The organism is Burkholderia sp. Ac-20345 (assembly GCF_017104825.1).
Lineage (GTDB): Bacteria > Pseudomonadota > Gammaproteobacteria > Burkholderiales > Burkholderiaceae > Burkholderia > Burkholderia lata_B.
Map to the genome: position 1 here is coordinate 1 of NZ_JAAGPO010000119.1, position 24,960 is coordinate 24,960.

Here is a 24,960-nt window from a genome sequence, read left to right on the forward strand (position 1 = left end):
TGATCGCGCAGATCTTCGACATCATCCGGATGATCCGCGAGGAAGGCGTCACGGTGTTCCTCGTCGAGCAGAACGCGAACAAGGCGCTGGGCGTGGCCGATCGCGGCTACGTGCTCGAAACGGGGCGAGTGGTGCTGGCGGACACGGGCGCGAACCTGCTCGCGAACGACCGGATCAAGCAGGCGTACCTCGGCGGTTGATGAGGAAAGATCGGGGCTTCCCGAAGCTATGTCATCGTGTTGAAGGAGCAACACGGTGACATAGCCTTTTCCACCATCTCACATCAGATGCCATCGCGACGCGAGCTCTGAACCGGAGCGGCAAGTCATGATTGGCCGCGAGTCTACATAAGGTACGCGAGATAGCCATCGAAGCTCCTCGCGCACAACTCATGGCAACGGAACGATATCGCCTCGCCAGCCCGCATCTGTCCTGCTGGCAATCACCAGCGCGCGACCGATACCGTTGCTTGCGGCGACGCAACGTCCGTCCTCGTCCCAAAACGCACTCTTGCCGGCAGGCAACCAACCACCAGTGACTCCGCCGTGGTTCGCCATAAGGACCGCGAAGTGATGTCGCACGGCGTACTGCTGGAGCGATAAGGTAGCTGCCGCATAACCGGTCGGGGTTACCAGGACCCCCGCTGCATATAGGCTCGCCCCTGACCCGCGCGACCGTTCTGCATGTACAGGGTGCGCGGTGTCGGCACAGATCGCCAATGCGACGATTTCGCCGTCGACCGATATCGGCTCTCCACCCGATCCTGCTATGAACGATGTGTCTTCACCTGGATGCAGATGCTGCTTCATATACGTACCGACCGTCCGATCCGGCCTCAGTATCAACGCTCCGATCTGTAATGCGTCGTTGCAGCGCAGCGGGGCACCTACAACCGCGGTCATACCATTTCGAACGCACTCATCGATCAGTGGGAGGAGGCGCCTGTCGTCCGGTTGGATTGAGACATCATTTGCGATTGATCATTCGTAGCCAGTCAATGACAACTCTGGAAAGACGACGAGACGAGCATGTCTGGCTGCAGCTTCGCGAACGAAGGAAAGATGCAGCTCGACGTTTTCCTGCACGTCACCAGCAACAGAAATGGACTGGGCAGCCGCTACAACGAGAGTGGTAGTCATATCCGGGCTCAGCTGTAGGTGTGGTCGGAAATGAACGCATGCGATTTCGGATTTTCGTTGTCAACTTGAGCGAGTGGAGCGAACTGCGTCGAGTCCACGTCTACGGTTCCGTCGGATCGGGGTTGCGCAGATTATTCAAGAAGGTGGACTTCTGGCGACCGCGGCGGCATATACCGGCCGTAAGAAGCATCACTCACGCGGTATATTGCCGACACATGAAACAAACGCATGACACCAACTGCTAGAAATAGTCATTAACCAGGCCTGTACAGGGGCTTCTGCAGCTGGATGACGGCTACCCTAGCGCTCAGTTGTAGCCGAGTATCGCGACGTGTGCGCTGTGCGGATTATCATCCATATGCCCCACCAGTCCCGCAGTCGGATGATCAAGCAGTTTTTGGTAATTGCTAATCGGGTTGCCGCCGCGTGGAAGAATCGCTTGCGAAAAAGTGACGTAGGTGTTGCCATCGGGCTTCTTGTCTTGGTCAGTATTCATGCTCGAAGTCCTTCGTTGTAAAAATTCCGATCTATCTATGCGCGGGCACGGCCAACTCCAATGGACGACAAACTCGACGCTACCCTGAACGGTTTCGTTACATCTTGACGACGTCAAGCAGTGATTTCTTCCCGGCGTTGTACTTGTACAGCGAGATCACGCCGTGCTTGAGGTCACCCTTCGCATCAAACGTCGTTTCGCCGATCACACCGTTGTAGTCAGTGCTGGGCATCGCCGCAAGAATTTTCGCCGGGAGCGTCGAGTTCGCGCGTTTCATCGCATCAACGATGATATACACGGCGTCGTACGTGAGTGGAGCATAGATCTGAATCGGCTGGTGGAAACGCGCCTCGTACTTCTTTTGGAACGCCGCGCCGCCTGCAAGCTTTTCGAGCGGCATCCCGGCCTCGGAGCAAACCACATTGGCGGCGGCATCACCAGCGAGATCCGGCAGTTTGCCCGTGCAAACGCCATCACCGGCGAGCAATTTCGCGCGCAAGCTAAGTTGCTTTGCCTGCTTCGCGAACGGGCCACCAGTCGCATCCAAGCCGCCGTACATGATTGCGTCCGGGTTTTCGCCCTTGATCTTGGTGAGGATCGCGCGGAAATCCACTGCCTTGTCGTTCGTCGCGTCGTGCGACAGCACCTTCAGACCGAGCGACTTCGCGGTCTTCTCGAACTCGTTGGCCAGACCTTGACCGTAGGCGGTCGCGTCGTCGACGATTGCGACACTCTTGATCTTCAGGCTCGCCGCCGCATAATTCGCGAGTGCCGGACCTTGCTGGGCATCGGTAGCGACCACTCGGTACGCTGTCTTGAATCCTTGCTGTGTGTAGGTCGGGTTCGTGGCCGATGGTGAGATCTGCACGATACCTGCATCGCTATAGATTTTCGACGCTGGGATCGTCGTGCCCGAGTTCAGATGGCCGACTACGGCGACGACATTGTCGTCAACGAGTCTCTGGGCCACCTGTGTCGCGGTACGCGGGTCACCGGCATCGTCCTGTGGGTCGAGTGCCAAAGTGATATTTTTACCGCCGATGACGAGTTTCTTCGCATTGATTTCCTCAATTGCGAGGCGTGCGCCGTTTTCGTTGTCCTTTCCGAGGTGGGCGATTCCACCTGTCAGCGGCGCAACGTGCCCGATCTTCACGACCTCGTCTGCAGTCGCGGTCGTCGAGATCAGTACAAAAAGCGCGGTTGCTGAGGCGACCGGAATCAGTTTCTGCATGGGAATACTCGTCTTCATTTGACACTCCGATTAATGTTCGATTGCCGAGCGGGCATGGCTTTCTGCACCAGACAAATTTCACCCGGCTGGCGCACACCGTGCGCCAGCCGGCGGCAGCAGTAGTGAGAACTTGTGACGCATGCCGACGCGCGCGATGACCTGTGAGGTTGTGCTCGATTCCCCGACCGGGAATTCGTCATAGATGTCCGCGTGAGCGCCACCACCCTGGTCAATCGGCCGGAGCAGTCTTCGGTTGCCCGAACGACGGCCCGATGCGGCGCTGGCTGCGTCAGCATTGCCTTCCTGAAACTGTTCCGGCGGCACGGTGGCAAGCGCGAGGCGCATAGAATGGTTCCTGGGCGACAGCTGTGAACGGCGCTCCTGGATTTCGCGAGTCACCGAGCCCGTCAGGGACGTGCTCGGTGTTGTCTCGCTGTGTTTTTATGCGGCCTTGATGGTGCTGTTAGAACGGGGGCTGGTGCCGTTTCCAGTTCTACCGGAGAGTGCGGCCAGCGCGTCGTCGCGTCGTTTTACATGATCGCGCATGGCCTGCTCCTTGACGGGGCCGAAGCCGCGAATCTCCAGGGGCAAGGATGCCAGCGCGGTTGCCTGCTCGAGCTTGCCTGCGGTCAGCGACTCGCACACGCCGCGAATATCGTCGAAGTACTCGGCGATGAGACGTCGTTCCGCGCGCCGCTCGGCGGTGTAGCCGAACACGTCGAGCGCCGTGCCGCGCAGGTCACGCAAGCCGGCAACCGCCTTCAGGACCGGGAAGATCCACGGGCCGAACTTGCGCTTCTTCGGCCGGCCGGTGCGCGGGTCGACAGCGGAAAAGAGCGGCGGTGCCAGCCACAGCGAGACCTTGTCGGCGTTCGAGAACTGGGCCATCAGCGAATCGCGGAATTCCGGCGTCGAATACAGTCGAGCGACTTCATACTCGTCCTTGTACGCCATCAGCTTGTACGCGCTCCGAGCCACGGCAGTAGCGAACGCATCGCCTTTGCCGCCGGCCTTCGCTTCCGCATGGCATGCAAGTGCGATGAGATCGGCATACTTCTTCGCGTAGCCATCCCCCTGGTACTCGACAAGCCGCTTCCGGTGCAGTGCGACGAGATCGTCCAGCTTGGCGGGCTCTGCCTTCGACGCGCCCACAGGAACCTGGATTACGTTCAACGCATCCGGCACGGCTGCGATGATGCGCCCCCAGTTGAATGCGGACTTGTTCATTTCAACCGCCGCGCCGTTGCGCTCGATGATCTGATCGATCGCCTCGCGACTCAGCGGCACCAAGCCTTTCTGCCATGCATAGCCCAGCATCAGCGTATGCGTCGGCAACGTGTCGCCGAAGATGCTCTGTGCGATCGCACCGGCATCGAACGCATGGAACGCGTTGGTGTCGCACCGATTGCGAATTCGATCGTGCATCAGCTTCGTCGGCAATGCGGCGTCCCGGTTGCTGACGACATCAGGCGTTGGCGTCGGGGCGAGATTGAGCACGGCCGACGTTCGCTTCTGGGACAGCCGGAGCAGCGAATCGGGCGCCGCCGACACCACGAGATCGGCACCCAGCAGCAGGTCGGCCTTGCCCTCGCCGATGCGGGACGCCGCGATCTGGTCATCCGTCGCAGCGATGCGTACCTGACTGACTACGGCGCCGTTCTTCTGCGCCATGCCGGTGAAATCGAGCACCGTGGAGGCGAGGCCGTCGACGCTCGCCGCGGCACCCAGAATCGCCCCCATGGTCAACACGCCGGAGCCGCCAATACCAGTGATGTAGATATTGAACGGCTCGGCGAGCGCCGGCAGCACCGGGACGGGAAGGGTGGCGAGGAAGTCCGCTTCCATTCCGACGAGTCGCTTGCTGTCGGGCTTGCGAACCTTCACGCCTTCGACTTCGACGAAGCTCGGGCAGAATCCCTTCACGCACGAGAAGTCCTTGTTGCAGGCGCTCTGGTTGATTGCGCGCTTGCGACCAAGCGGCGTATCGACGGGCTCAATGGAGATACAGTTGGACTGAACCGAGCAGTCGCCGCAGCCTTCGCAGACTTCCTGATTGATGAAGACGCGCCGATCCGGATCGGGCATTTCCTTGCGCTTGCGGCGACGGCGCTTTTCGGCCGCGCAGGTCTGCTCGTAGACGATCGCGGTGACGCCCGGTACGTCGCGCAGTTGTCGTTGCACCGCGTCGAGCTGGTCGCGATGGTACACGCCGACATCCGGTGCGAGCTCGCGATCACCTTGCCAGCGTGCCGGATTGTCGGTCACGAACGCGATCTTCTCGACGCCTTCCGCGTGCAACTGGCGCGTGATGCGGGCCGGGTCGTTGGTGCCTTCGGTCGGCTGACCGCCCGTCATCGCGACGGCGTCGTTGTACAGGATTTTGTACGTGATGTTCGTTTTCGCCGCAACGGCGGCACGAATGGCGAGCAGGCCGGAGTGCTGATAGGTACCGTCGCCGAGGTTCTGGAAAACGTGCGCGGTTTTGGAAAACGGCGCCGCGCCGATCCACTGCGCACCTTCTCCGCCCATGTGGCTGGCCACCTTGGTCTTCAGTTCCGGCTGCGACAGCGCGATCACGTGACAGCCGATCCCGCCGCCGCTGATCGAGCCGTCGGGCGTACGTGTCGACGTATTGTGCGGGCAGCCCGAGCAGAAGAAGGGGCGACGCACGGGGATGACCGCGGTGGACGGCTTCTTGGCCGCCGCGTCGAGTTCGGCGAGACGATCGCGCAACGCGGGCGAATCAATTCCGTTAGCCTGCATTCTGCGCACCAGCACGCCGGCGACGAGATAGGCGCTAAATTCCCAGACTTCAGGAAGCAGCATGTTGCCGGCCACGTCGGTTTTCCCCGAGATGGCGGGGCGCTGCGCATCCGGCCAATGGAACAGGGCTTCCTTGAGCTGGGCTTCGACGTTGGCGCGCTTCTCTTCGATCACGAGTACTTCGCGATGCCCGGCGGCAAACTCGGTTGCGCCGTCGGTTTCGAGCGGCCAGCTCATCGCAACCTTGTAGACCGATACGCCCATGTCGCGCAGCATCGCGTCGCTCAGACCGAGATCGCGGCACGCCTGCATGAAGTCCTGATGCGCCTTGCCGACGGTGATGATGCCGAGGCCTTTCGTCGGCGCATCGACGATGACGCGGTCGAGCCGGTTCGCCCGTGCCCATGCGCGCGCCGCCGGCAGTCGCTCGTCGATCAGCCGGCGTTCGTATTCGCCGCGCTGGGCGGGCCACGACAGCGTCGGATCCCAGTTCAGGCCGTGCGCGGGCATGGGAAAATCGGTCGGCGCATGGAACGTTGGCCAGGTCGCCATATCGATCGTAGCCGCGGTTTCGACAACTTCCGCGATCGTCTTGAGCGACACCCACAGCCCGGTGTAGCGCGACATCTCGATACCGGCCAGGCCGAACTCGATCACCTCGCGGACGTTGCTTGGCTGCAGGACGGGGATCGATGCCGAGTGGAAAATGCCATCGGTCTGATGAGGCCACATGGACGACTGCGCGGCGTGATCGTCACCGGAAATCGCGAGCACGCCACCCAGCTTCGACGTCCCCATCATGTTGGCATTGCGGAATACGTCGCCGGTCCGGTCGACGCCGGGGCCCTTGCCGTACCAGATACCGAAGACGCCATCGACCTTGGTGTCGCCGAAGACGGTATGCAGCTGTGCGCCCCACAGGGCGGTCGCGGCCAGATCCTCGTTCAGGCCCGGCTGGAACACGACGTCGTGCGCGGCAAGCTGTTTCGATGCCTTCCACAGCTGCTGGTCGTATACGCCGAGTGGCGATCCTCGATATCCGGATATCAGGCCTCCGGTATTCAGGCCGAGCGCCCGATCGCGCTCGCGTTGAATCATCGGCAGGCGGACCAGCGCCTGGATGCCGGTGATGAAGGTGCGTTGTCGGCTTTGGGCCGAGCTCGAAGCGCGTTGTGGCGTCAGCTCAGTACTCACGAATGTCTCCAGAATTCAACTTCTCCAATGATGAGTAAGTTTATGGCGCCGATTCGAGCGTTTTGCACCAAATTGAATTACCGAATTCATCGAATTCAAGCCGTTCAAACCACTAATTTTCGATTCATTGGTATGAATGAACCAAGTTCGAGATTCTGGGGAGATTGAACGCACTGACGGCGTCACGGAACCCGCTCATCAACGCATTGCGCGGTTGAGCACACCGCTGCGTTGTCGGGGTCGCGCGGCGCCCGCCCATGTCGACTGGATCAGTTCGCGAACCTCCGAGCTGGACGATTTGCGCGTGGGCCCGCGCGCATTCGTCGACCTGTGCATGTTCCGGACACGAATGTTCTTGGCAAGTACATGTCCTCGAATGTCGACAAGGACATCGGCCGCAGCGTCCGTGCCAACACACGGGACGCGCGCTGGCACCGTTGTTGCACACAGGCCAGTGCGGAACCGTGTCTTGCGACACGACGTGCGGTTCCGACGACAACGACGACAGGAGACATTCAATGAAGATCACCATACTGCGCACCTGCGCCATTGCCTGCTGTGCCGCGCTGTGGCAGCCGGCGTTTGCCGGGGGCGACCCGTTTCGGATCGGCGTTCTGGTCGACATGAGCGGCGTGTATTCCGGAATCGGCGGTACCGGTGGCGTGGCCGCCGTCAAGATGGCCGTGGACGACTTCGGCGGGAAGGTACTCGGCAAGCCCATCGAGGTTCTGAGCGCCGACTACCAGAACAAGGTGGATGTGGCCGCGACGCGTGCGCGCGAATGGTATGACCGGGACAACGTCGACATGATCATCGAGTCGACGGATTCCGCGTCAGCGCTGGCGTTGCAGAAAGTCGGACTGACCAAGAAGAAGGTGACGATCTTCGCCGGCTCCGCGACGACCGAACTGACCGGGAAGCAGTGCTCGCCCTATGGCATCCATTACGTGTACGACACGTACGCGCTCGCGAACGGGACGGCGCGCGCCATTGTTGAGGAGGGAAAGAAGGACTGGTTCTTCATCACGGCCGACTATGCGTTCGGCCGTTCCCTCAAGGACAACGCGTCGGCCGTCATCGAGCAATCCGGCGGGAAGGTGATCGGCGAGGTGCGCCATCCGCTCGCCGCATCCGATTTCGCGTCCTTCCTGATGCAGGCGCAAGCATCGCGGGCACAGGTGATTGCGCTCGCCAATGCCGGACGCGATGCCCAGAACGCGATTCGCCAAGCCTCAGAGTTCGGCCTCGGTAGCGGCAAGCAGGTCGTCGCACCGTTGTTGATCTTCGACAGCGATCTCAAGGGGCTGGGCCTGAAAGCCGCGCAAGGCCTGCAATTCACGACCGCGTTCTACTGGGACTACAACGATGAAACTCGTGCGTTCGGCAAGCGCTATTTCGCGAAGACCGGAGCGATGCCGACAATGGTCCAGGCCGGCATGTATTCCGCTGTTACGCAGTATCTGAAGGCAGTCCAGGTAGCTGGAACGGCCGACTCGGACAAGGTCATGGCGAAGATGCACGGGACCCCGATCAACGATTTCTTTGCGAAGAACGGCCGTATTGCCGCGAACGGGCAGATGTTCCATGACATGTATCTGGCCGAGGCGAAGAAGCCGTCTGAATCGAAGGGAGACTGGGACCTGCTCCGGATCATCAAGGTCATTCCGAAGGATAAGGCCTTCCAGGCTAGCGCACAAAGCGGATGCACGCTTAAGGACTGAGTCTCGAGCGCCGGTCTGTGCGATGTGTTCGCGTCGACGTGACGCGACACTTCTCGCGCAGACCGGCATCCCTACATGTGGAAACGCCCTTCGGACACGGGCCCGTTCACGCGCCGTCCACGAGCAGCGAGATGCCGAGCTCGGCCCGACGCCACAGCCACGGGCTAGGGCGGTAGCGCATGTCCCCGGTAAGGCCAGTGAGGTTCTGCAATATCGACAGCACCAGGCGCGGGCCAATCGCATCCCCGAGCGCCAGCGGCCCCTTCGGATAGCCGAGACCCAGATGAACGGCGCGGTCGATATCGTCCGGCGACGCGATCCGTTGCTGGGCGATGTCGCTGGCGATGTTGATGATGCAGCAGACGATGCGTTGCGCAACGAACCCGGCGGAGTCGCGGATTACCGTCACCGGTACACCGTCGCTCGCAAAGAGGCCATGCGCCATGTCCCGGACAGCTGCCGTGGTTGCGGGCGTGGTCATCAACGTTCGGCGTCGCGTCGCGTCGAGCGGCAGCAGGGTATCGATCGCGATCACGCGGGCCGCGTCCAGACGTTCGTCGACCGCACACGTGGTCGCGTCATGTCCAAGCGGCGTCACCACGATCAACGCCTCGGGCGACGGCGTTTCTCCCTCCTCGGGCGTGACCCCCAGGTTGGCCAGCAGCCTGACTACCATGTCGTGCCCGCGCCGGTTAGCCCGGCTGACCCACACACTGGCCGGCCGGGCCGACGGCGCATCTAATGTCGCCGGAACCTGCTTTTGGCCGTTTTCATAGCGATAGAAGCCGGTCCCGGCCTTTCTGCCGACCAGCCCGCCGACCGCCCGAATTGCCGTGATTGGCGAAGGGCGATAACGCGGCTCCTGATAGAACTGGTTGTAGATCGACTCCATCACCGGATGCGACACGTCCAGCCCGGTCAGATCCATCAGCTCGAACGGCCCCATTCGAAAACCGGCCTGCTCGCGCATGATGTCGTCGATGTCGGCAAACGACGCAGCGCCTTCCTGCGCGACCTTGAGCCCTTCGATGTTCATGCCCCGGCCGGCATGGTTGACGATGAAGCCCGGCATGTCCTTGCATCGTACTGGCGTATGCCCCATGCGGCCCGCGAGCGCCATCAGCGCATCGCCGACAGCCGGATCCCCCGACAGTCCGTCGATGACCTCGACCACTTTCATCAACGGCACCGGATTGAAAAAGTGATAGCCGGCGATGCGTCCGGGATGCTTCGCGCCCGCGGCAATCGCGGTGATCGACAACGACGACGTGTTCGACGCGATGATGGCTTGAGGGCGCAGCACCGTCTCGAGTTCGCCGATCAACTGACGTTTGATGTCGAGCCGTTCGACGATGGCCTCGATCACCAGATCGCAGGCGGTCAGTTCCTCGAGTGCCGTACACGGACGGACGCGCGCGAGCGCTGAGGCACCGTCTTCGGCGCTCAGCTTGCCCTTGTCGGCGAGTTTGGCGAAGGTGTCGGACAGGTACGAGCGGGCCGCGTCAAGAGCTTGCGGGTTCGTATCGAAGAGATTCACCGCGAGCCCGGCCAGCGCCGCGATTTGCGCGATGCCGCGGCCCATCGCGCCGGCGCCGACGATGCCGATCGTCTCGAGGGACGGGATTGATGTAGTGGTTTGCATGTTCATTCTGCTGAGGGCGGGGAGTCGGAAACGTATCGTTCCGGTGGATCGACTAGACCCACCGGAACGACGGGGTAGGGGCGTGCGTCAGCTCGCGTCCGCTGCATGACGCACGCAGGATCGTTAATCGAGCGTCACCACATACTTGCCGGACGACTGGCCCGAGGCCAGCTTCGCCAGCGCCTCGCCGGTGCGGGCGAGCGGGAGCCTGCCGGCGATCCTGGGCTTGATCGCGCCCTGATCGTACAGTCGGAAAATCGCCGCCTGTACCGCGTGAACCTTTTCGGGTTGACGATCTCGGTAGTCGCTCCATTGCAGGCCGCTGACGGCGATGTTCTTGACGAGCAGGTAATTGACTTTGACCTCGGGAATGCGTCCCGACGCGAAGCCGATAACCACTGCGCGGCCGCACCAGGCCATCGCGCGCAGCGCGGCATCGAACGCGTCCCCGCCGAGCGTGTCGAGCAGCACGTCGGCGCCTTGGTCGCCCGTCGCCGCGCGAACCTGCTCACGCAGCGAATCGCGTAGATTCGGCGCGGCCAGGTCGATGACTGCGTCGGCGCCCATCTCCGTCACGGCGCTTGCCTGCTCGGCCCCGCTGACGGCCGCCAGCGCGCGTCCGCCGAGTCCCTTGACGATTTGGATCGCCGCGGAACCCACGCCACCGGCGGCGCCGGTGACGAGCACCGACTCGCCTTCACGGAACCCGCCGCGCTCAATGAGCGCGAAATACGCTGTCTGGTAGACGAGCCCCATGGCCGCGGCATCTTCGAACGACATCGAGTCGGGCAGTACAAAACAGGATCGTTCATTGACGCTGACCCGTTCGGCGAATGCGCCAAACTCCATTTGCGCGACCACGCGATCGCCGGGGCGGATGCGCGTCACGTTGCGCCCGACGGCCCGCACGATACCGGCCGCGTCCTTGCCTGGCGCGAACGGGCGCTCGGGCAGCACCTGATAGGTCCCACGCACGACCAGCAAATCGGGATAGTTCACGGCCGCGGCACGGACGTCGATCAGCACGCTGTCGTCGTCGACTTGCGGATCGGGTAGCTCGCCGATGTTCAGGTGTTCGGGTTCAGTGAACGCCTGGATCACAATGGCTTTCATGTCGTTCGCCCCTCACCCGTTCAACAGCGAATTGTCGGCCCCAAGCGCGGGCGACTGCCGATCGCGGCCTGGATCGCGGAAGACCGCGGCCACGGGCACCGGAAGGGCCGGCAGCGTGCTACCGGCTGCAGTCCGTACCGTATGGTCGAAGACGCCACGGGAGACGAAGTGGGGATCTCGGCAGGCCTCCTCGAGACTCGCCACCCGACTCGTGCAAACGTCCTGACCGGCGAAGCGATCGAGCCAGTAGGCGAGCGGACGCAGTGCGATCGCATCGGCCACCGAGTCGGTTGCCTGCGCCGGGGACATCCGGGCAAGCGTCTCGATATCCAGTCCGACGAGCGCGACGAAGTTGCTCCAGAACTTGTCCTCGATCGGTGCGGCCGCGAGAAAGGCGTCGTCGGCGGTGCGATAGACCTGGTAGCGCGGCGACCCGCCCGTTACCAGTTCAGACGCCGGACGAGGCCATTGGCCGCGCGCACCGCTGCCGAGGCCCCAATACAGGAAGGTGAACAGGTTGTCGGCCATCGCTATGTCGAGATGGCAGCCCTGGCCTGTCAGATCCCGCTGCCGCAGTGCCAGCAGGATGTTGAACATGGCGGGATATGCGCCACCTGCAACGTCCGCAATCAGCGCCGGCGGCAGGCCGGGGCTGCCGTCGACGCCGGCCGTCAGCGACAGCATGCCTGCCGCCGCGACATAGTTGAGGTCATGGGCAGCCTCGTGCGCGCGCGGTCCATCCTGCCCGAAGCCGGTGATCGAGCAGTACACGAGCCGCGGATTGCGTTTCGCGAGGGCGGCATAGCCGAGGCCGAGCCGCTCCATCACGCCGGGCCGGAACTGCTCGACGAGCACGTCGGCCGCTTCGATCATCGGCGCCAGCCGGTCAAGCGCATCAGGCGCCTTCAGGTCGATCGCGACCGATTTCTTGCCACGATTCAGAAGCACGAAGTTGGTACTGTCGTCGTCCACCTTCGGCTCGTACGAGCGCATGTCGTCGCCCCGGTCCGGCCGTTCGAACTTGATTACTTCGGCACCGGCCTCCGCCAGCAGCAGCGAACACAGCGGTCCGGGAAGCAGCGTAGAGAAATCGAGTACCTTGATACCGGCGAGCGGTTGTGTCATTGCGCTCCTCCGCTCGCTCGTTCGGCGGCGACGCGCGCGCGGCGGGCCGGGGCGTAGGGTTCCTGGCCGAGCGCCTGGTAGAGCGCCTCGGTGATCGCATGGTGGTGGGCGAGGCCCGTGCGTTCGAGCAGCGAAATCGGCCCCTCGGGATAGCCGAGCCCCAGGCAGAGCGTCTTGTCTAGGTCATCGGCGCTCGCCAGCTTCTCGTCGAGGCGCCGCAGCGCCGCATTGAAGTACGGACGAATCAACCGATCGACGATGCGGCCAGGAAAGTCATTGCAGACCGCGACGACCAGGCCCGCGGCCTGAAATGCTTCCTTGGCGGCGTCGATGGCCGCCGCCGCCGTACCCGGTTGCCGAACCAGTTCGACAAGCGGGCTCGGGTCCGCATCGCCCAGCCTGAACCGCGCGAACCCGACGACGTTGCTCCCTTCGAGCCCGCGGTGCTCGCCCGTATGGACGCCCAGGCACTCGGTACCCAGCTCGATCGCAACAAACGTCCGCGACGCCAGGCCAGTGGACGCTGCGTAGGCACGACCAGCGTCGCTGCCGACGAACACCAGTGCATCGCCGCCGGTCGATGCCTGCTCCAGGAACGGATGCGGGGTAGGGAAGGACCGGCTTTCGCCGGCCTTGACGATCTCATAGCGCATGTCAGGCTCCGAACATCTTGTTGTCGCTGTACACATGAAAACCTCTGCCGGTTTTCTTGCCGAGGCGATTCGCGGCGATCATCCGCCGCACGAGTGGCGGGCATGCCGCGCGAGGTTCGTGGGTCAGTCCGTGCATGGCTTCGCACAACAGCTTCTGCGTGTCCATGCCGACGAGGTCGAGGAGCTCGAGCGGTCCCATCGGATACCCGAGTGCGGCCTTGATCGCGGCGTCGATGTCGGCCGGCTCTGCCACGCCTTGCTCGACGAGGCGGATCGCATCGTTGTTGAACGGAATCAGGAAGTAGTTGAGGATGAAGCCCGGCGTATCCTGCGTGGCGACCGGCTTCTGTCCCAGCGCCTCGGCGAATGCCCATGCCCGCTGGAACGTATCGTCGGACGTCGCAAGGCCTGGCGACATCTCGATCAGCTTCATCAGTTGCGCCGGCAGGCAGAAATGCATGCCGACGAATCGGTCGGGCCTGCCGGAGCCGCCGGCGATTTCAGTGATCGAGATCGTCGAGGTGTTCGACGCGAACAGCGTCGTCGCCGGACACACCTTGTCCAGGGCCTGGAAGATCTGGTGCTTGACAGCGAGATCCTCGAACACGGCCTCGATCACGATGTCGCACTGGGCGAGGCTCGCCAGTTCGGTCGTGGCCTGCCAGCGTTCCATGGTTGCGGCCGCGCCGCCTGCGGGCAACTTGCCCCGTTCCTCCGATTTCCTGAGAAAGCCTTCGGTCTGGGTGCGCGCCTTGTCGAGCGCGTCCTGGCGCGTATCGAACACGATGGTGCGAAAGCCGGCCCGGGCCGCGACGATCGCGATCCCGGCGCCCATCGTGCCCGCGCCGGCGACGCCGACGGTCTGGATGGTTGTCATGGATGTCTCCTATTTCTTCAGAAAGCTGCGTCCGATCAGCTGACGATGAACCTGGTTGGTGCCTTCCCAGATCTGGGTGATCTTGGCGTCGCGCATCAGGCGCTCGACGCGATAGTCGTTGCAGTAGCCGTAGCCGCCGAACAGCTGCACGGCGTCGGTCGTAATGCGCATCGCTGCATCGGAAGCCCGCTGCTTGAGCACGGACGCCTCGACGCCGAAATCCTGTTCGCCGGCATCGACCATCCCGCCGAGCCGCCACAGCAGCGATTCGCACATGACCAGTTCGGATGCCATGTCGGCCAGCATGAACTGGATACCCTGGAATTCGAGGATGCGCTTGCCGGATTGACGGCGTTCGTTGATGTAGTCGACGGCGTCCTCGAACGCCGCCCGCGCGATGCCGAGCGCATGTGCTGCGATACTGGGGCGAGACCGGTTGAGCGACCCGAAGAGGATGCGCAGGCCGTCGCCGGGATTGCCGATGAGGTTGGCGCGCGGCACCCGGCAGCCGTCGAACGACAGGCTGGCGGTACTCGACGCGCGCGTGCCCATCTTGTGCTCGGTGCCGAGCACACGCAGGCCTTCGGTGCCTTTTTCGAGAATCAGCACGGAAATGGCGGATTTCGCATCATCGATTTCCGACCATTTCCCGAACAGCAGATACAAGTCTGCGACGTCGCCGTTGGTGATGAAGATCTTGCCGCCGTTGATGACGATGTCGTCGCCATCGGGCGTGAAGGTGGTGCGCATACCGGTCGCATCAGATCCCGCCGCGGTCTCCGTGATCGCGAGCGATGCGAGGCCGCCTTCGGCAATGCGCGGCAGCAGCCGGCTCTTCTGTTCTTCGTTCCCGTACTCGATCAGCGGTTTGATCGCGTGGAAATTGGTCGCCCAGATGATGCCGGTCGACGCGCAAGCCTTCGAGATCTCGCGCACGCATGCCAGATAGCACAGGTACGAAAGCTGCGCGCCGCCGTAGGCCTCGGGAATGAACATCGCATTGAGGCCGAGTTCGTTGATCGCCCGCACGTTCTCCCACGGGAACGCGCTGTTTCGATCGTATTCGGCTGCGCGGGGCGCGAGCTGCGATTCGCAGAGATCCTTGACGCTGTCGAGAATCATCCGTTCCTCTTCGGAGAGCGGGAGGCGCGCGTCAAGCCGTTCCAGAATGTTCATGTGTGGTCCCTGCATCAAAGGGCGATGCCCTGACCGCCATCGACATAGAATGTCTCGCCGGTCACGAACGCTGCGGGAAGCTGAAACAGGGTCGCGACGAAACGCCCGATGTCGTCGGCCTTGCCGGGGGCCCCCAGAGGAATGCGTTTCTTCAGGAATGACTGCAACGCCCCTTCGTTCAGCTCGTCGCGATTCAGGTCGGTTTCGATGTAGCCTGGCGCGACATTGACGACGCGGATGCCCTGACGCGCCCACTCAACCGCGAGACAACGCGACAGCGCGCCCACTGCGGCCTTTGACGCACAATAGGCCGCGTTGCCCTTGACCCCGAGCTTGTCATAGAACGAGCCGATGTTGACGATGAGCGACGAACCCGCATCGCACAGAAGCGGATAGGCGGCCTGGCTCGCGAGCAGGATCGAGGCGGCGTTGGTGGACATGACCCGCTCGAAATCGGCGAGCGGAAACGTCGCGGACGGGCCTTGCAGGTGAATGCCCGCATTGTTGACGAGGCCGACGACGGCCTGCCCGAATGCGTCGGGTACCGACGCGAACGCGGCATGCATTGCCGGCGCGTCCGTGATGTCACAGCGTATCGCGATCATCCTGCGCCGCGCCTCCCCATCGAGGTCCGTCACTTTCGGCAACTCGCCGGACCGGGACAGGCACGCGACGTTGAATCCGGCAATTGCGAGCTCGGCCGCGATGGACGCTCCGATCCCGCGACTTGCCCCCGTCACGATGACGGTCCCGTTGAGACGATCATGCATCTTTGAACTCCGGAGTACGTTTTTCGATGAACGCCTGCATGCCTTCGGCCGCATCGGCGGTTTGGTATGCAAGCGTGGACAGATCCGCTTCGATGTCGAGGCCTTCGCCGAGCGTGGTTGCCGTGCCGCGCACGACGGCCTCTCGCGCGAATTGCGATGCACACCGGCTGTAGCCGACGAACTCGGACATGAATGCCTTGCCGAGCTCGACGGGATCGCCATCCGGGACGATCCGGTTGACGAGTCCCCATCGCTCGGCCTCGGTGGCATCGACCGTCCGGCCCGACATCACCAGTTCGGTGGCTCGTGCCTCACCGACCAGGCGGGACAAGCGCTGCGTCCCCCCGTATCCGGGAATCAGGCCCAGCTTGATTTCGGGCAGCCCCATGCGCGCCTGCGAGGTCGCTACGCGGAAAGTGCAGGCCATCGCCAGCTCGAGGCCGCCGCCAAACGCATATCCGTGCAGCACCGCCACGGACGGAATTGGCAACGCGGCCAGCTTGGCGAACGTACGCTGACCGAGTTGAGCGCCGCGGCGCTGGTCCATCAGCCCGCGATCCATCAACTCCTTGATGTCGGCGCCTGCGCAAAACGCCTTGGTGCCCGCGCCTGTCACGACCAGCGCACGCGCGCTGGATGCGGCAACGTCGTCGAGCGCTCGCGCCAATGATTCGATCATCGAGAACTGCAGTGCGTTGCGGGCGTCGGGGCGATTCAGCGTCAGTAGTGCGTAAGGCCCGGAAAAATCCAGTTCGATTGTCATGTTCAGACTCCTGCGGTAACGGACGCCTTGAATCGGACCGAGACGGGCTTCAACTCGCCGCGCAGCGTCATCTCGACCAGATCACGCTTGAGGATCTTCCCGCTCGCGGTCAGCGGAAAGGCGTCGAGCGACAGGTAGTACTCGGGCATGTCATATTTCGACAGCCCACAGTCGGCGAGGTGGGCCAGCATGTCGTTCGGTTCGAGGCGCTGCCCGGTACGCAGGATCACCGATAGGCAGACCTTCTCGCCGAGCCGCTCGTCCTGTACCGGATACGCGGCGGCGCGCTCGACCAGCGGATGACGCATCGCGAGTTCCTCGATCCGCGCGGGATGGATATTGTGTCCGCCGCGAATGATCAGATCCTTCTTGCGTCCGACGATCACGAGACAGCCGTTCTCGTCGAACATGCCGAGGTCGCCGCTCATGAACCAGCCGTGGATGTTGAACGACGTTTCCGTCGCGACCTGATTGCTGAAATAGCCGAGCATCAGGAGTCCGCCACGGCCGCCGATTTCCCCGATTTCGCCCGGTTCGGCTTCGACGTCCGAGTTGTCCTGCTTCCACAGTCGGACTTCATAACCGCGACACGCGCGGCCGCACGTCGAAACGATGGTGTCCGGCGTGTCAGTCGGAATGGTGTAGTTGTGCGACCCGTTTTCCGTCATGCCGTAGATGTTCTGCGGGGTCACGCCGAGGCTGAGAAACTTTTGAGCGACTTCCCGAGGAATCGCGGCCCCGGCCATGTAGAACGTCCGCACGTCGCCCAGCGTCCGCAGGTTGCGATCGCGCACGGCCTGCAGGATGTCCATCGCGTGGGTCGGCACGCCCATCACATAGGTCGCCCCGGTCTCGAGGATCCAGTCCAGCGCGTGCTTGCCGCCGCGCAGGTTCGTCATTACCAGTTCGAGACCCGCCACCAGCATTTGCTCGATGGCGACTGTCGCGATGTGATGACTCATCGGACTGAGCGTGAGCAGCGTCGTATCCGACGTGTGCCCCCAGTCCTCGACCAGCGCGCGCCCGTTTGCCAGTAGCGTGTTGTCGCTGTGCATGACGCCCTTGGGCTGTCCGGTAGTGCCGGACGTAAACGCCAGGTAGACGATCTTGTCGGGGTTCAGGTCCGGGGGCGCCACGGCCGCCGGCGGCTGACGCCCCGGAAACGGCAGGACGTCGGCAGGATCGGCCGGCTGATCCTGCACCGGATTGGGAAGCGCGAACACCGCGGCAAGGGCCGGCATCTCGCCGACACGCGCGAAGATCGAGTGGCGATCTGCATCCGCTCCGTATCCAGGCATCGCGAACAGCGCGCGGCACTGGATGCGGTTCAACAATGTACAGATCTCATCGACCGTGTAGTTCTGGTGAAGGGACGGGCAGCAGACGTAGCCGTTACGCGAACAGGCTAGAAAGACGATCGCCGTATGGACGACGTTGGGCAGCCAGATTCCGACGCGGTCGCCCGGTTTCAGGCCCTGCCGGTGGAGCGCTTCGGCAACGCTGTCCACCCAATCGACCACCTCGCGCCAGGTCAGGCGCACGTCGGCATCGCGCAACGCACATGAAGTCGGACGCTCGCGCGCATGCCGGCGAGCCAGCGTGTAAAGCGTCTCCTGCTGCCATACGCCAGACAGGTAGTAGTCGCGCGCGTTCTGCGGGTTGTGAAGGGTCAGGATATTCTGCATGGCATCATCCGCGCATCAATGCCCGAACTTGCTCGGGTCCGGCTTGCGGCGTTCTGCGAATGCGGCCGCCAGTTCGTCATGCTCATCGGTGTCGAGATAGCCGCGCAGCAGCAGGTCGTGCGCCATGCGCGACAGGCCGCTTACACCGCCGTGGCGCGCATTGAACGCGCCCTTCAACGACGCGAGCGCGAATGCACCGCGCTCTGCGACTTCCAGCGCGTACTCGCGCGTTGCAGTCTTCAACTGATCGTCCGGCACGACGCGGTTGATGAGGCCGATCTCAAGCGCTTCGCGCGCACTCATCTTCGGATTGCGGAACCAGATGTCCTTCGCGCGCTTCTTGCCGACCAGGTCTTCGAGGTACCACGTACCGTAGCCGCCGTCGAAACTGCCGACCATCGGACCGACCTGACGGAACACGGCCGACTCCTTCGCAATGGTCAGGTCGCAGACCACCTGAAGGACGTTGCCGCCGCCCACCGCGAAACCGTTGACCGATGCGATCACCGGCTTCTGGAGACGGTCGATGCTCTCGTACATCTCGAGCGTCGGCAGCACGCCCGCATAGAGTGTGGTGTCCGGCATGCCTTCCTTGCGACCGCCGGTGCAGAAGAACTTGTCGCCGGCACCTGTGATCACAACTACCCGCGTACGCGTTTCGCGCCGAATCGCGTTGATGCAGTCACGGATCTCGTGGCACATCGTCTCCGTAAACATATTGCCGTCGTCCGGACGATTCAGCGTGATCGTGCCAATCGGGCCGTCTTCTTCGTAGATGATTTCCGAGTAGTTCATTGTGTCTCCTGTTCAAACGATTTCTGCGTCGATAAGGCCCGCGATACAAATCGCGGACATGGATAAGTGATCTCTGAGAATGCGTTCCGTGTCCTGCCCGAGGGCAGGTGGCGCGCTGCGATAGACATCGCTGCCGCCGTCGAAGCGGATACCGAGACCGACCTGGGGCACACGACCGACTGCACCCTGAGCGGCAAAGAACATGCCGTCCTCGCGCAGCGGCGCGTCGTCGACCAATTGATCAATCGTGTTGATCGGTCCAGCGGGAATACGGTGCTGGGCAAACAACGGCAACCAGTGGTCGCGCGATTGCGTGCCGAGGACGTCCGCGATCGCGGCAACGATTCGTTCGCGGGCATGGCGTCGCTTCGCGTTCGTGTCGAAGCAGGACTCTTGACCGTATTCAGGCTTGCCGACAGCTGCCCAGAACCGATGCCAAATCGCATCGTTACCGAGGCCGAGCGTGATAGGGAAGTCAGCCGTCTCGAAAACCTGGTAGATCGCGATGACCGAATCCGTGCCGCCCGAGCGCATCGGCGATTCACCGGAGCCTAGATAAGGAACGATTCTTGGCGCCATGAAGCGCGCGGACGTGGCGACCATCGAGATATCGATCTGCTTTCCGGCGCCCGTCCGCTGACGCTCGAACAGTGCAGCAAGCACGGCCATTGCGATGTCCTGACCGGCAAGCAAATCGGCGGCAGGCGTGCCGACCTTTTGGGGCGACCTGTCCGCTTGGCCGGTGAGATGCATGACGCCCGAATAGCCCTCGGCGATCAAGTCGTAGCACGGCAGGTCCGCGCGGTCTCCGTGAAGACCAAAGCCGGTCACGGAAACATGGACCAGCGTCGGGTTCACCGTCTTCAACGTCGCGTAGTCAAGCCCGAGCTTTTCCTGCACGCGCTGCGCCGTGTTCAGCACGACGACGTCGGATTGCCGGACTAGATCGTGGGCGATTCGGCGCCCCTCTGCGCGGGTCAGATCGATCGTCATGCTCAGCTTGTTCCGGTTCATGCTCAGGAACCACAGCGATTCGCCATCGAGAAACGGCGGCCCCCAGCTTCGAGTGTCGTCCCCCCCCTGGCGCTTTTCGACCTTGATGACCTCCGCGCCGAGGTCAGCTAGCAGCAACGTGCCATACGGGCCAGCCACCGATGTCGTGAAGTCGAGCACCCGGACGCCATGCAGGCATTGCAGTCCGGCCCCGGAAACAACCAGCGGAAGTGTATTCAGTGCGTCCATTGCGATCGAATTTGAGTTGGTGCCCCTACTGACGCAATGACCATGCCAGCTTTTGGGCGCGAAATTTGCTTATTTCTTTTATGGTTTGCCGCAGACTCAGTAAGGACGGGCGCACGACGCTTGGATGCGAGGGGAATGACGGCGAAATCATGGTTGTCGACTTGGAATCGCACTGTATTCATGCTGTACTTGGCGCAGCAATCGACAACAGATGTGTAGTCGACAAATACACTTCAGGGTCCCCGTAGACCCTCGGCATGGTGGGAGACATGAAACGCGAATCTGAAGGCATTCTCGTCCTGGACGACGACGGGAACACCACGTTTGCCAGCGGCCTCGGTAGGGATGCGCTGGTCTCGACGGCGCTCGGCCGGCTGTGGCGCAACCGGGACCGCGCGCCCGTTAAGCGCCTGTCCGCGATGACGGACTTCGAACGCCCGCTGACGATTGCGGCGATTCCGACGCGCGATGCGGTGTGTTTCCTGATCTTTGCGCTGCAGGAAGCCGATGCGCTGAGCGAATTCCTGGCGGGCGTGGACCTCGCTGAAGACATCCTGAGGCATTTCATCACCGACCCGTACAAAGCGATGATCGTCGTCGATACGGCCGGCAAGATCGCGTACATGAGTCCGGTCCATGAAAAATTCTTCGGACTGAAGCATGGCGAAGCCATCGGTCGCCATGTCACGGCGGTCATCGAGAACACGAAGCTGCATGAAGTGGTCGCGACCGGGAAAGGGCAGGTCGCCCAATTGCAGGAGATGAACGGGATCTCCCGGGTCGTCTCGCGCCTGCCGATCTTCGACCGCAACAAGCGCGTGGTGGCCGCGGTCGGGCAGGTGATGTTCAAGGGCCCCGAAGTGATGCGCGAATTGACGGCCGAGCTCGCGCGCGTCAAGCAGGAACTCGATTTCTACAAGCGCGAACTGTCCGGCATTCGCAACCGCAGTTACGGACTCGATCAGATCGTCGGCAGCAGTGAAGCGGTTCGGCGGCTCAAGGAGGACATCCTGCGCGTCGCGCCGCTCGACGTGCCCGTACTGCTGGTCGGCGAAAGCGGGACCGGTAAGGAGATGGTCGCGCATGCGATCCACATGCTCAGTCCGCGCAGCGACAAACCGCTGGTACTAGTCAACTCGGCCGCGATGCCACCCAACCTGGTCGAAAGCGAGCTGTTCGGCTATGAGCCCGGCGCGTTCACCGGCGCGGATCGCAAGGGGAGAAAAGGCAAGTTCGAAGCGGCGGACAGCGGCACGCTGTTTCTCGACGAGATCGGCGACATGCCGGTCGAAATGCAGGTCAAATTGCTGCGTGTGCTGCAGGATGGGCAATTCGAGCGTATCGGCGGCGACCGCGCACGCCATTCCGACTTCCGCCTGATTTCGGCCAGCAACCGCGATTTCAAGGCAATGATCGCGAGCTCGAGCTTCCGCCTCGATCTCTTCTATCGCATCAGCGCCGTCACCTTGCGGCTGCCCGCGTTGCGCGAGCGGCTCGAAGACATACCGGAGCTGGCCGATACGTTCCTTGAAGCCTTCGCGATCCGCCACGGCGCGCCGAAGAAGTCGATCGCCGACTCCGCCATTCACTTCCTGCAGTCGCGCGAATGGCCCGGCAACATTCGCCAGTTGCAACATGCGGTTGAACGCGCCGCGATTTTTTGCGATGGGCCGGTGTTGTCGATTGCCGACTTTGGCAGCCTGGAAGGCGCGGTGCAGTCGCGGCTCGCCGAGCCGATCACGGAGGCGCTACCGATGCCGAACAAGGGCGCTGTCGATATGCGGGAAGCCAAGGAACGCGTCGAATCCGAACTCATTCGCGACGCAATGCGGCGCACCGGCGGCAACAAGAAGCGGGTTGCCGAGGAACTCGGCATTTCGCGGTCTTACCTGTACAAGCGCCTGAGCATGATGGAGGAGGCACAGTCCGACGAGCCGATGTCTCCGTAGGCGCCCACCGACGCACCAGGTGCGCGGCCGCATGCCGCGGCACCATCGTCCATGCCAGCCAACGTGGCATGGTGTCCGCGACGACCGTGCCCTACAACATCGGCGAAGCCCGGTTCAGCACCGTCTTCAGCGCAAAGCTCGAACGGATGTGCTCGACGCCGGGTATCCGGGTCAGCGTCTTCGTGAGGAAGTTCTGATACGAGTCGAGATCGTGCACGACCACGCGCAGGATGAAGTCCGCATCACCGGTCATCGTGAAGCAGCTCATGACTTCCGGTGCGACCACGATTTCCTTTTCGAAACGCTTGATCGCAGCCTCGGACTGATTTTCAAGCGTGACTGCAACGAATACATTGAGTCCGCCTATCAGCTTGCGCTCGTCCAGTTGCGCGACATAGCCGCGAATGAACCCCTGTTCCTCGAGCTTGTGTACGCGCCTAAGTGTCGGCGTCAGTGAAAGACCGATCCGTTCGGCCAGTTCGCGCCAACTCAACCTGCCGTCCTCCGCCAGTTCGCGGAGAATTTTCAGGTCGGTTTTGTCGAGATCGTGGTCATGCACCATAGCAACTACACATCTCCAGATTGATAGCGAAATCGTACTACAGCGGGCCTGAAATCAAGCGTGAATTGGTACGAAATCGCGTGGCGAAAAGCATAGACTGGTCTCCGCAAACGCACTGCCAATCGCGCTGCGGCCTTGTCACTCTTGACTGTCGATTCGCCACACGGCGTCGACGTGACCGTGCTGGCCGCTTGTGTTTCTCGTATGAACCCGCGCAAGTGCCGCGCCGCACCGTCCCGCACGCACGCACGCACGCGGAAAAACGCGCGTACGCACCGGCGCCATTCCCGAATTGATCACGCTCACCATGACCTACCTGCAAGAACCCGACCGCAAGACCGTCACAATCCCCAAGCTGCACGAGATGCGCGCGGCTGGAGAAAAAATCGCAATGCTCGCGTGCTACGACGCGACTTTCGCGGCGCTGCTCGACCAGTGCGGCACTGATGTACTGCTGATCGGAGATTCGCTGGGCAACGTCCTGCAAGGACACGCGACGACTCTGCCGGTTACGCTCGACCACATGGTCTATCACACGGAGTCGGTCGCGCGCGGCAACCGGACCGCGATGGTCGTGACCGACATGCCGTTCGGCACGTATGCGACACCGACCGACGCATTCGATCACGCTGCACGCCTGATGCGTGCCGGCGCGCAAATGGTCAAGCTCGAGGGCGGCGCGTGGCTCGCCGAGACGATTCGCTTCCTCGTCGAACGCGGCATCCCCGTATGCGGACACGTCGGCCTGACGCCGCAATCGGTGCATGCACTCGGTGGCTTTCGCGTACAAGGCCGCACCGATTCGGCAGCCACGCGGTTGCTCGAAGACGCGATCGCGATGCAAGATGCCGGCGCACAATTGATCGTGATGGAAGCCATTCCTGCCGATCTGGCTGCTCAGGCGACGGCACGACTGACCGTCCCGACGATCGGCATCGGCGCGGGCGTGCATTGTTCGGGTCAGGTGCTCGTGCTGCATGACGTACTCGGCACGTATCTCGGACGAAAAGCGAAATTCGTGAAGAATTTCATGGACGGGCAAACGTCGATCGATGCCGCCATCCGTGCCTATGTGTCGGAGGTAAAGGCCGGCTCGTTCCCTGCACCCGAGCATTCGTTCTCGGCTTGAGCGTCACACGACGTTCGTGTCGCCGATCGACATCGCATCTTGATCGATTGGCGACGCACGGCGCTGACCGTCCACGTATCAGCCGCAACGTCGGTGGCAGATGCGCAGTCGGCCATACCTCATATTATTCGCCAGTGAAGCGCGCTTCCCGCTTCTCGCTGAATGCCAAAACGCCTTCCGCGTAGTCCTTGCTCCATCCCATTTCGCGAATGGTGGTGGCTTCCATCGACAGTTGCTGCTCGAGCGAATGACCGTTCGCGGCCTGGACCAGTTGGCGTGTGCGAACGAGTGCCTTGGTCGGCATGCTGGCCAGGCGCTCGACCAGTGCATCGACACCGACCGCGAATTCGGCGTCGTCCAGCACGTCCCAGATAAGCCCCCATTCAGCGGCCTTGGCTGCTGGCAGCTTGTCGGCAAGCATCGTCAAACCCATGGTTCGCGCGGTGCCGACGCGTTGAGAGAGAAACCACGTACTGCCCGTATCGGGAGTCAGGCCAATCTTCGAGAAGGCCTGCAGGAAATACGCTGAGCGCGCGGCGACGACCAGATCGCACGCCAGGGCCAATCCGGCTCCACCACCCGCCGCCAGCCCGTTCACAGCAGCCACGGTTGGCACGTGCAGATTCTGGAGCCTCATCACGAGCGGTTTGACGAGACGCTCCACCAGGTTGCCAATATCGGGCTGCTTGCCGTCAACGGACTGCATCGCTGGATCGGCGAGATCCTGTCCTGCGCAAAATGCGCGGCCGGCGCCGGTGATGACAAGCACGCGCGCGTGTCTGTCCGCCTCGATCTGATCGATCGCACGGTGGAGTTCGAGCACCATCGCTTCATCGAAGCTGTTGAGTTTGTCCGGGCGATTGAGCACGATCCGGGCAATCGCACCGATGGTGACGCTGATTCGGCTGAAGGTCATGGTGAAAATCCGTTGGGAA

General features: G+C 62.5%; 20 protein-coding genes and 2 pseudogenes. 4 read left to right on the top strand and 18 right to left on the bottom strand.

The window, feature by feature from the left end; all coding sequences use genetic code 11:
* Nucleotides 1-200, top strand: a pseudogene (locus G3O06_RS31595) (branched-chain amino acid ABC transporter ATP-binding protein); the annotation flags it as partial.
* 189 nt (nucleotides 201-389) lie between these two features.
* Here G3O06_RS31595 and G3O06_RS31600 read toward each other — a convergent pair.
* The 5 genes and pseudogenes from G3O06_RS31600 to G3O06_RS31620 form a co-directional block, all read right to left on the bottom strand.
* A pseudogene (locus tag G3O06_RS31600) lies at nucleotides 390-1,139 on the bottom strand (carbon-nitrogen hydrolase family protein).
* A 307-nt stretch (nucleotides 1,140-1,446) separates the two neighbouring features.
* Complete coding sequence (locus G3O06_RS31605; RefSeq protein ID WP_205818541.1) at nucleotides 1,447-1,635, bottom strand: hypothetical protein; 189 nt, start codon at nucleotides 1,633-1,635, stop codon at nucleotides 1,447-1,449.
* A gap of 97 nt (nucleotides 1,636-1,732) precedes the next feature.
* Nucleotides 1,733-2,884: a branched-chain amino acid ABC transporter substrate-binding protein gene (locus tag G3O06_RS31610; RefSeq protein WP_205818542.1), complete on the bottom strand. Its 1,152-nt coding sequence runs from the start codon at nucleotides 2,882-2,884 to the stop codon at nucleotides 1,733-1,735.
* A 60-nt stretch (nucleotides 2,885-2,944) separates the two neighbouring features.
* A complete protein-coding gene (locus G3O06_RS31615) occupies nucleotides 2,945-3,211 on the bottom strand; it encodes a hypothetical protein (protein ID WP_205818543.1) in 267 nt (88 codons plus the stop codon).
* A 96-nt stretch (nucleotides 3,212-3,307) separates the two neighbouring features.
* Entirely contained in the window at nucleotides 3,308-6,823 is a 3,516-nt protein-coding gene (locus G3O06_RS31620; RefSeq protein WP_205818544.1) for an indolepyruvate ferredoxin oxidoreductase family protein, read from the bottom strand.
* Nucleotides 6,824-7,341: 518 nt separating this feature from the next.
* Here G3O06_RS31620 and G3O06_RS31625 point away from each other — a divergent pair.
* Nucleotides 7,342-8,544 (top strand): ABC transporter substrate-binding protein, encoded by a 1,203-nt coding sequence (locus G3O06_RS31625; RefSeq protein WP_205818545.1) that lies wholly within the window; start codon nucleotides 7,342-7,344, stop codon nucleotides 8,542-8,544.
* 106 nt (nucleotides 8,545-8,650) lie between these two features.
* Here the strand turns inward: G3O06_RS31625 and G3O06_RS31630 are convergent, their stop codons facing one another.
* The 11 genes from G3O06_RS31630 to G3O06_RS31680 form a co-directional block, all read right to left on the bottom strand.
* Complete coding sequence (locus G3O06_RS31630) at nucleotides 8,651-10,192, bottom strand: 3-hydroxyacyl-CoA dehydrogenase (RefSeq protein ID WP_205818546.1); 1,542 nt, start codon at nucleotides 10,190-10,192, stop codon at nucleotides 8,651-8,653.
* A gap of 117 nt (nucleotides 10,193-10,309) precedes the next feature.
* The gene (locus tag G3O06_RS31635) at nucleotides 10,310-11,299 is read right to left on the bottom strand and encodes an NADPH:quinone oxidoreductase family protein (protein WP_205818547.1); all 990 of its coding nucleotides are present in this window, start codon (nucleotides 11,297-11,299) and stop codon (nucleotides 10,310-10,312) included.
* 12 nt (nucleotides 11,300-11,311) lie between these two features.
* On the bottom strand, nucleotides 11,312-12,424 hold the full coding sequence (locus tag G3O06_RS31640) for a CaiB/BaiF CoA-transferase family protein (RefSeq protein ID WP_205818548.1): 1,113 nt from the start codon (nucleotides 12,422-12,424) through the stop codon (nucleotides 11,312-11,314).
* Nucleotides 12,421-13,077, bottom strand: coding sequence for a 3-hydroxyacyl-CoA dehydrogenase family protein (locus G3O06_RS31645; RefSeq protein ID WP_205818549.1), 657 nt, complete (start codon nucleotides 13,075-13,077; stop codon nucleotides 12,421-12,423). The genes G3O06_RS31640 and G3O06_RS31645 overlap by 4 nt, the downstream gene beginning before the upstream one ends.
* Before the next feature lies 1 nt (nucleotide 13,078).
* Entirely contained in the window at nucleotides 13,079-13,954 is an 876-nt protein-coding gene (locus G3O06_RS31650; RefSeq protein ID WP_205818550.1) for a 3-hydroxyacyl-CoA dehydrogenase family protein, read from the bottom strand.
* 9 nt (nucleotides 13,955-13,963) lie between these two features.
* Nucleotides 13,964-15,130 carry an acyl-CoA dehydrogenase family protein gene (locus G3O06_RS31655; RefSeq protein ID WP_205818552.1) on the bottom strand — a complete coding sequence of 389 codons (1,167 nt, stop codon included), beginning with the start codon at nucleotides 15,128-15,130 and terminating at the stop codon, nucleotides 13,964-13,966.
* A 14-nt stretch (nucleotides 15,131-15,144) separates the two neighbouring features.
* Complete coding sequence (locus tag G3O06_RS31660) at nucleotides 15,145-15,900, bottom strand: SDR family oxidoreductase (RefSeq protein WP_205818553.1); 756 nt, start codon at nucleotides 15,898-15,900, stop codon at nucleotides 15,145-15,147.
* A complete protein-coding gene (locus G3O06_RS31665; RefSeq protein WP_043187554.1) occupies nucleotides 15,893-16,663 on the bottom strand; it encodes an enoyl-CoA hydratase-related protein in 771 nt (256 codons plus the stop codon). Before G3O06_RS31665 ends, G3O06_RS31660 begins: the two co-directional genes overlap by 8 nt.
* A 2-nt stretch (nucleotides 16,664-16,665) precedes the next feature.
* Entirely contained in the window at nucleotides 16,666-18,348 is a 1,683-nt protein-coding gene (locus tag G3O06_RS31670) for a class I adenylate-forming enzyme family protein (RefSeq protein ID WP_205818555.1), read from the bottom strand.
* 15 nt (nucleotides 18,349-18,363) lie between these two features.
* Nucleotides 18,364-19,143 (bottom strand): enoyl-CoA hydratase-related protein, encoded by a 780-nt coding sequence (locus tag G3O06_RS31675; RefSeq protein ID WP_043187557.1) that lies wholly within the window; start codon nucleotides 19,141-19,143, stop codon nucleotides 18,364-18,366.
* Between the two features lie 12 nt (nucleotides 19,144-19,155).
* Nucleotides 19,156-20,385, bottom strand: a complete 1,230-nt coding sequence (locus G3O06_RS31680) for a CoA transferase (protein WP_205818557.1) — start codon at nucleotides 20,383-20,385, stop codon at nucleotides 19,156-19,158.
* A 269-nt stretch (nucleotides 20,386-20,654) separates the two neighbouring features.
* Between G3O06_RS31680 and G3O06_RS31685 the strand changes: the two genes are divergently transcribed.
* Nucleotides 20,655-22,334 (top strand): sigma 54-interacting transcriptional regulator, encoded by a 1,680-nt coding sequence (locus G3O06_RS31685; protein ID WP_205818558.1) that lies wholly within the window; start codon nucleotides 20,655-20,657, stop codon nucleotides 22,332-22,334.
* A 91-nt stretch (nucleotides 22,335-22,425) separates the two neighbouring features.
* On the opposite strand, the gene G3O06_RS31690 is transcribed toward G3O06_RS31685, so the two are convergent.
* A complete protein-coding gene (locus G3O06_RS31690) occupies nucleotides 22,426-22,896 on the bottom strand; it encodes an Lrp/AsnC family transcriptional regulator (RefSeq protein ID WP_043187563.1) in 471 nt (156 codons plus the stop codon).
* Nucleotides 22,897-23,203: 307 nt separating this feature from the next.
* Between G3O06_RS31690 and panB the strand changes: the two genes are divergently transcribed.
* Nucleotides 23,204-24,025: a 3-methyl-2-oxobutanoate hydroxymethyltransferase gene (gene panB / locus G3O06_RS31695; RefSeq protein WP_205818560.1), complete on the top strand. Its 822-nt coding sequence runs from the start codon at nucleotides 23,204-23,206 to the stop codon at nucleotides 24,023-24,025.
* Nucleotides 24,026-24,149: 124 nt separating this feature from the next.
* Here panB and G3O06_RS31700 read toward each other — a convergent pair whose 3' ends face one another.
* Nucleotides 24,150-24,941, bottom strand: coding sequence for an enoyl-CoA hydratase-related protein (locus tag G3O06_RS31700; protein WP_205818564.1), 792 nt, complete (start codon nucleotides 24,939-24,941; stop codon nucleotides 24,150-24,152).
* Nucleotides 24,942-24,960 lie beyond the last annotated feature (19 nt).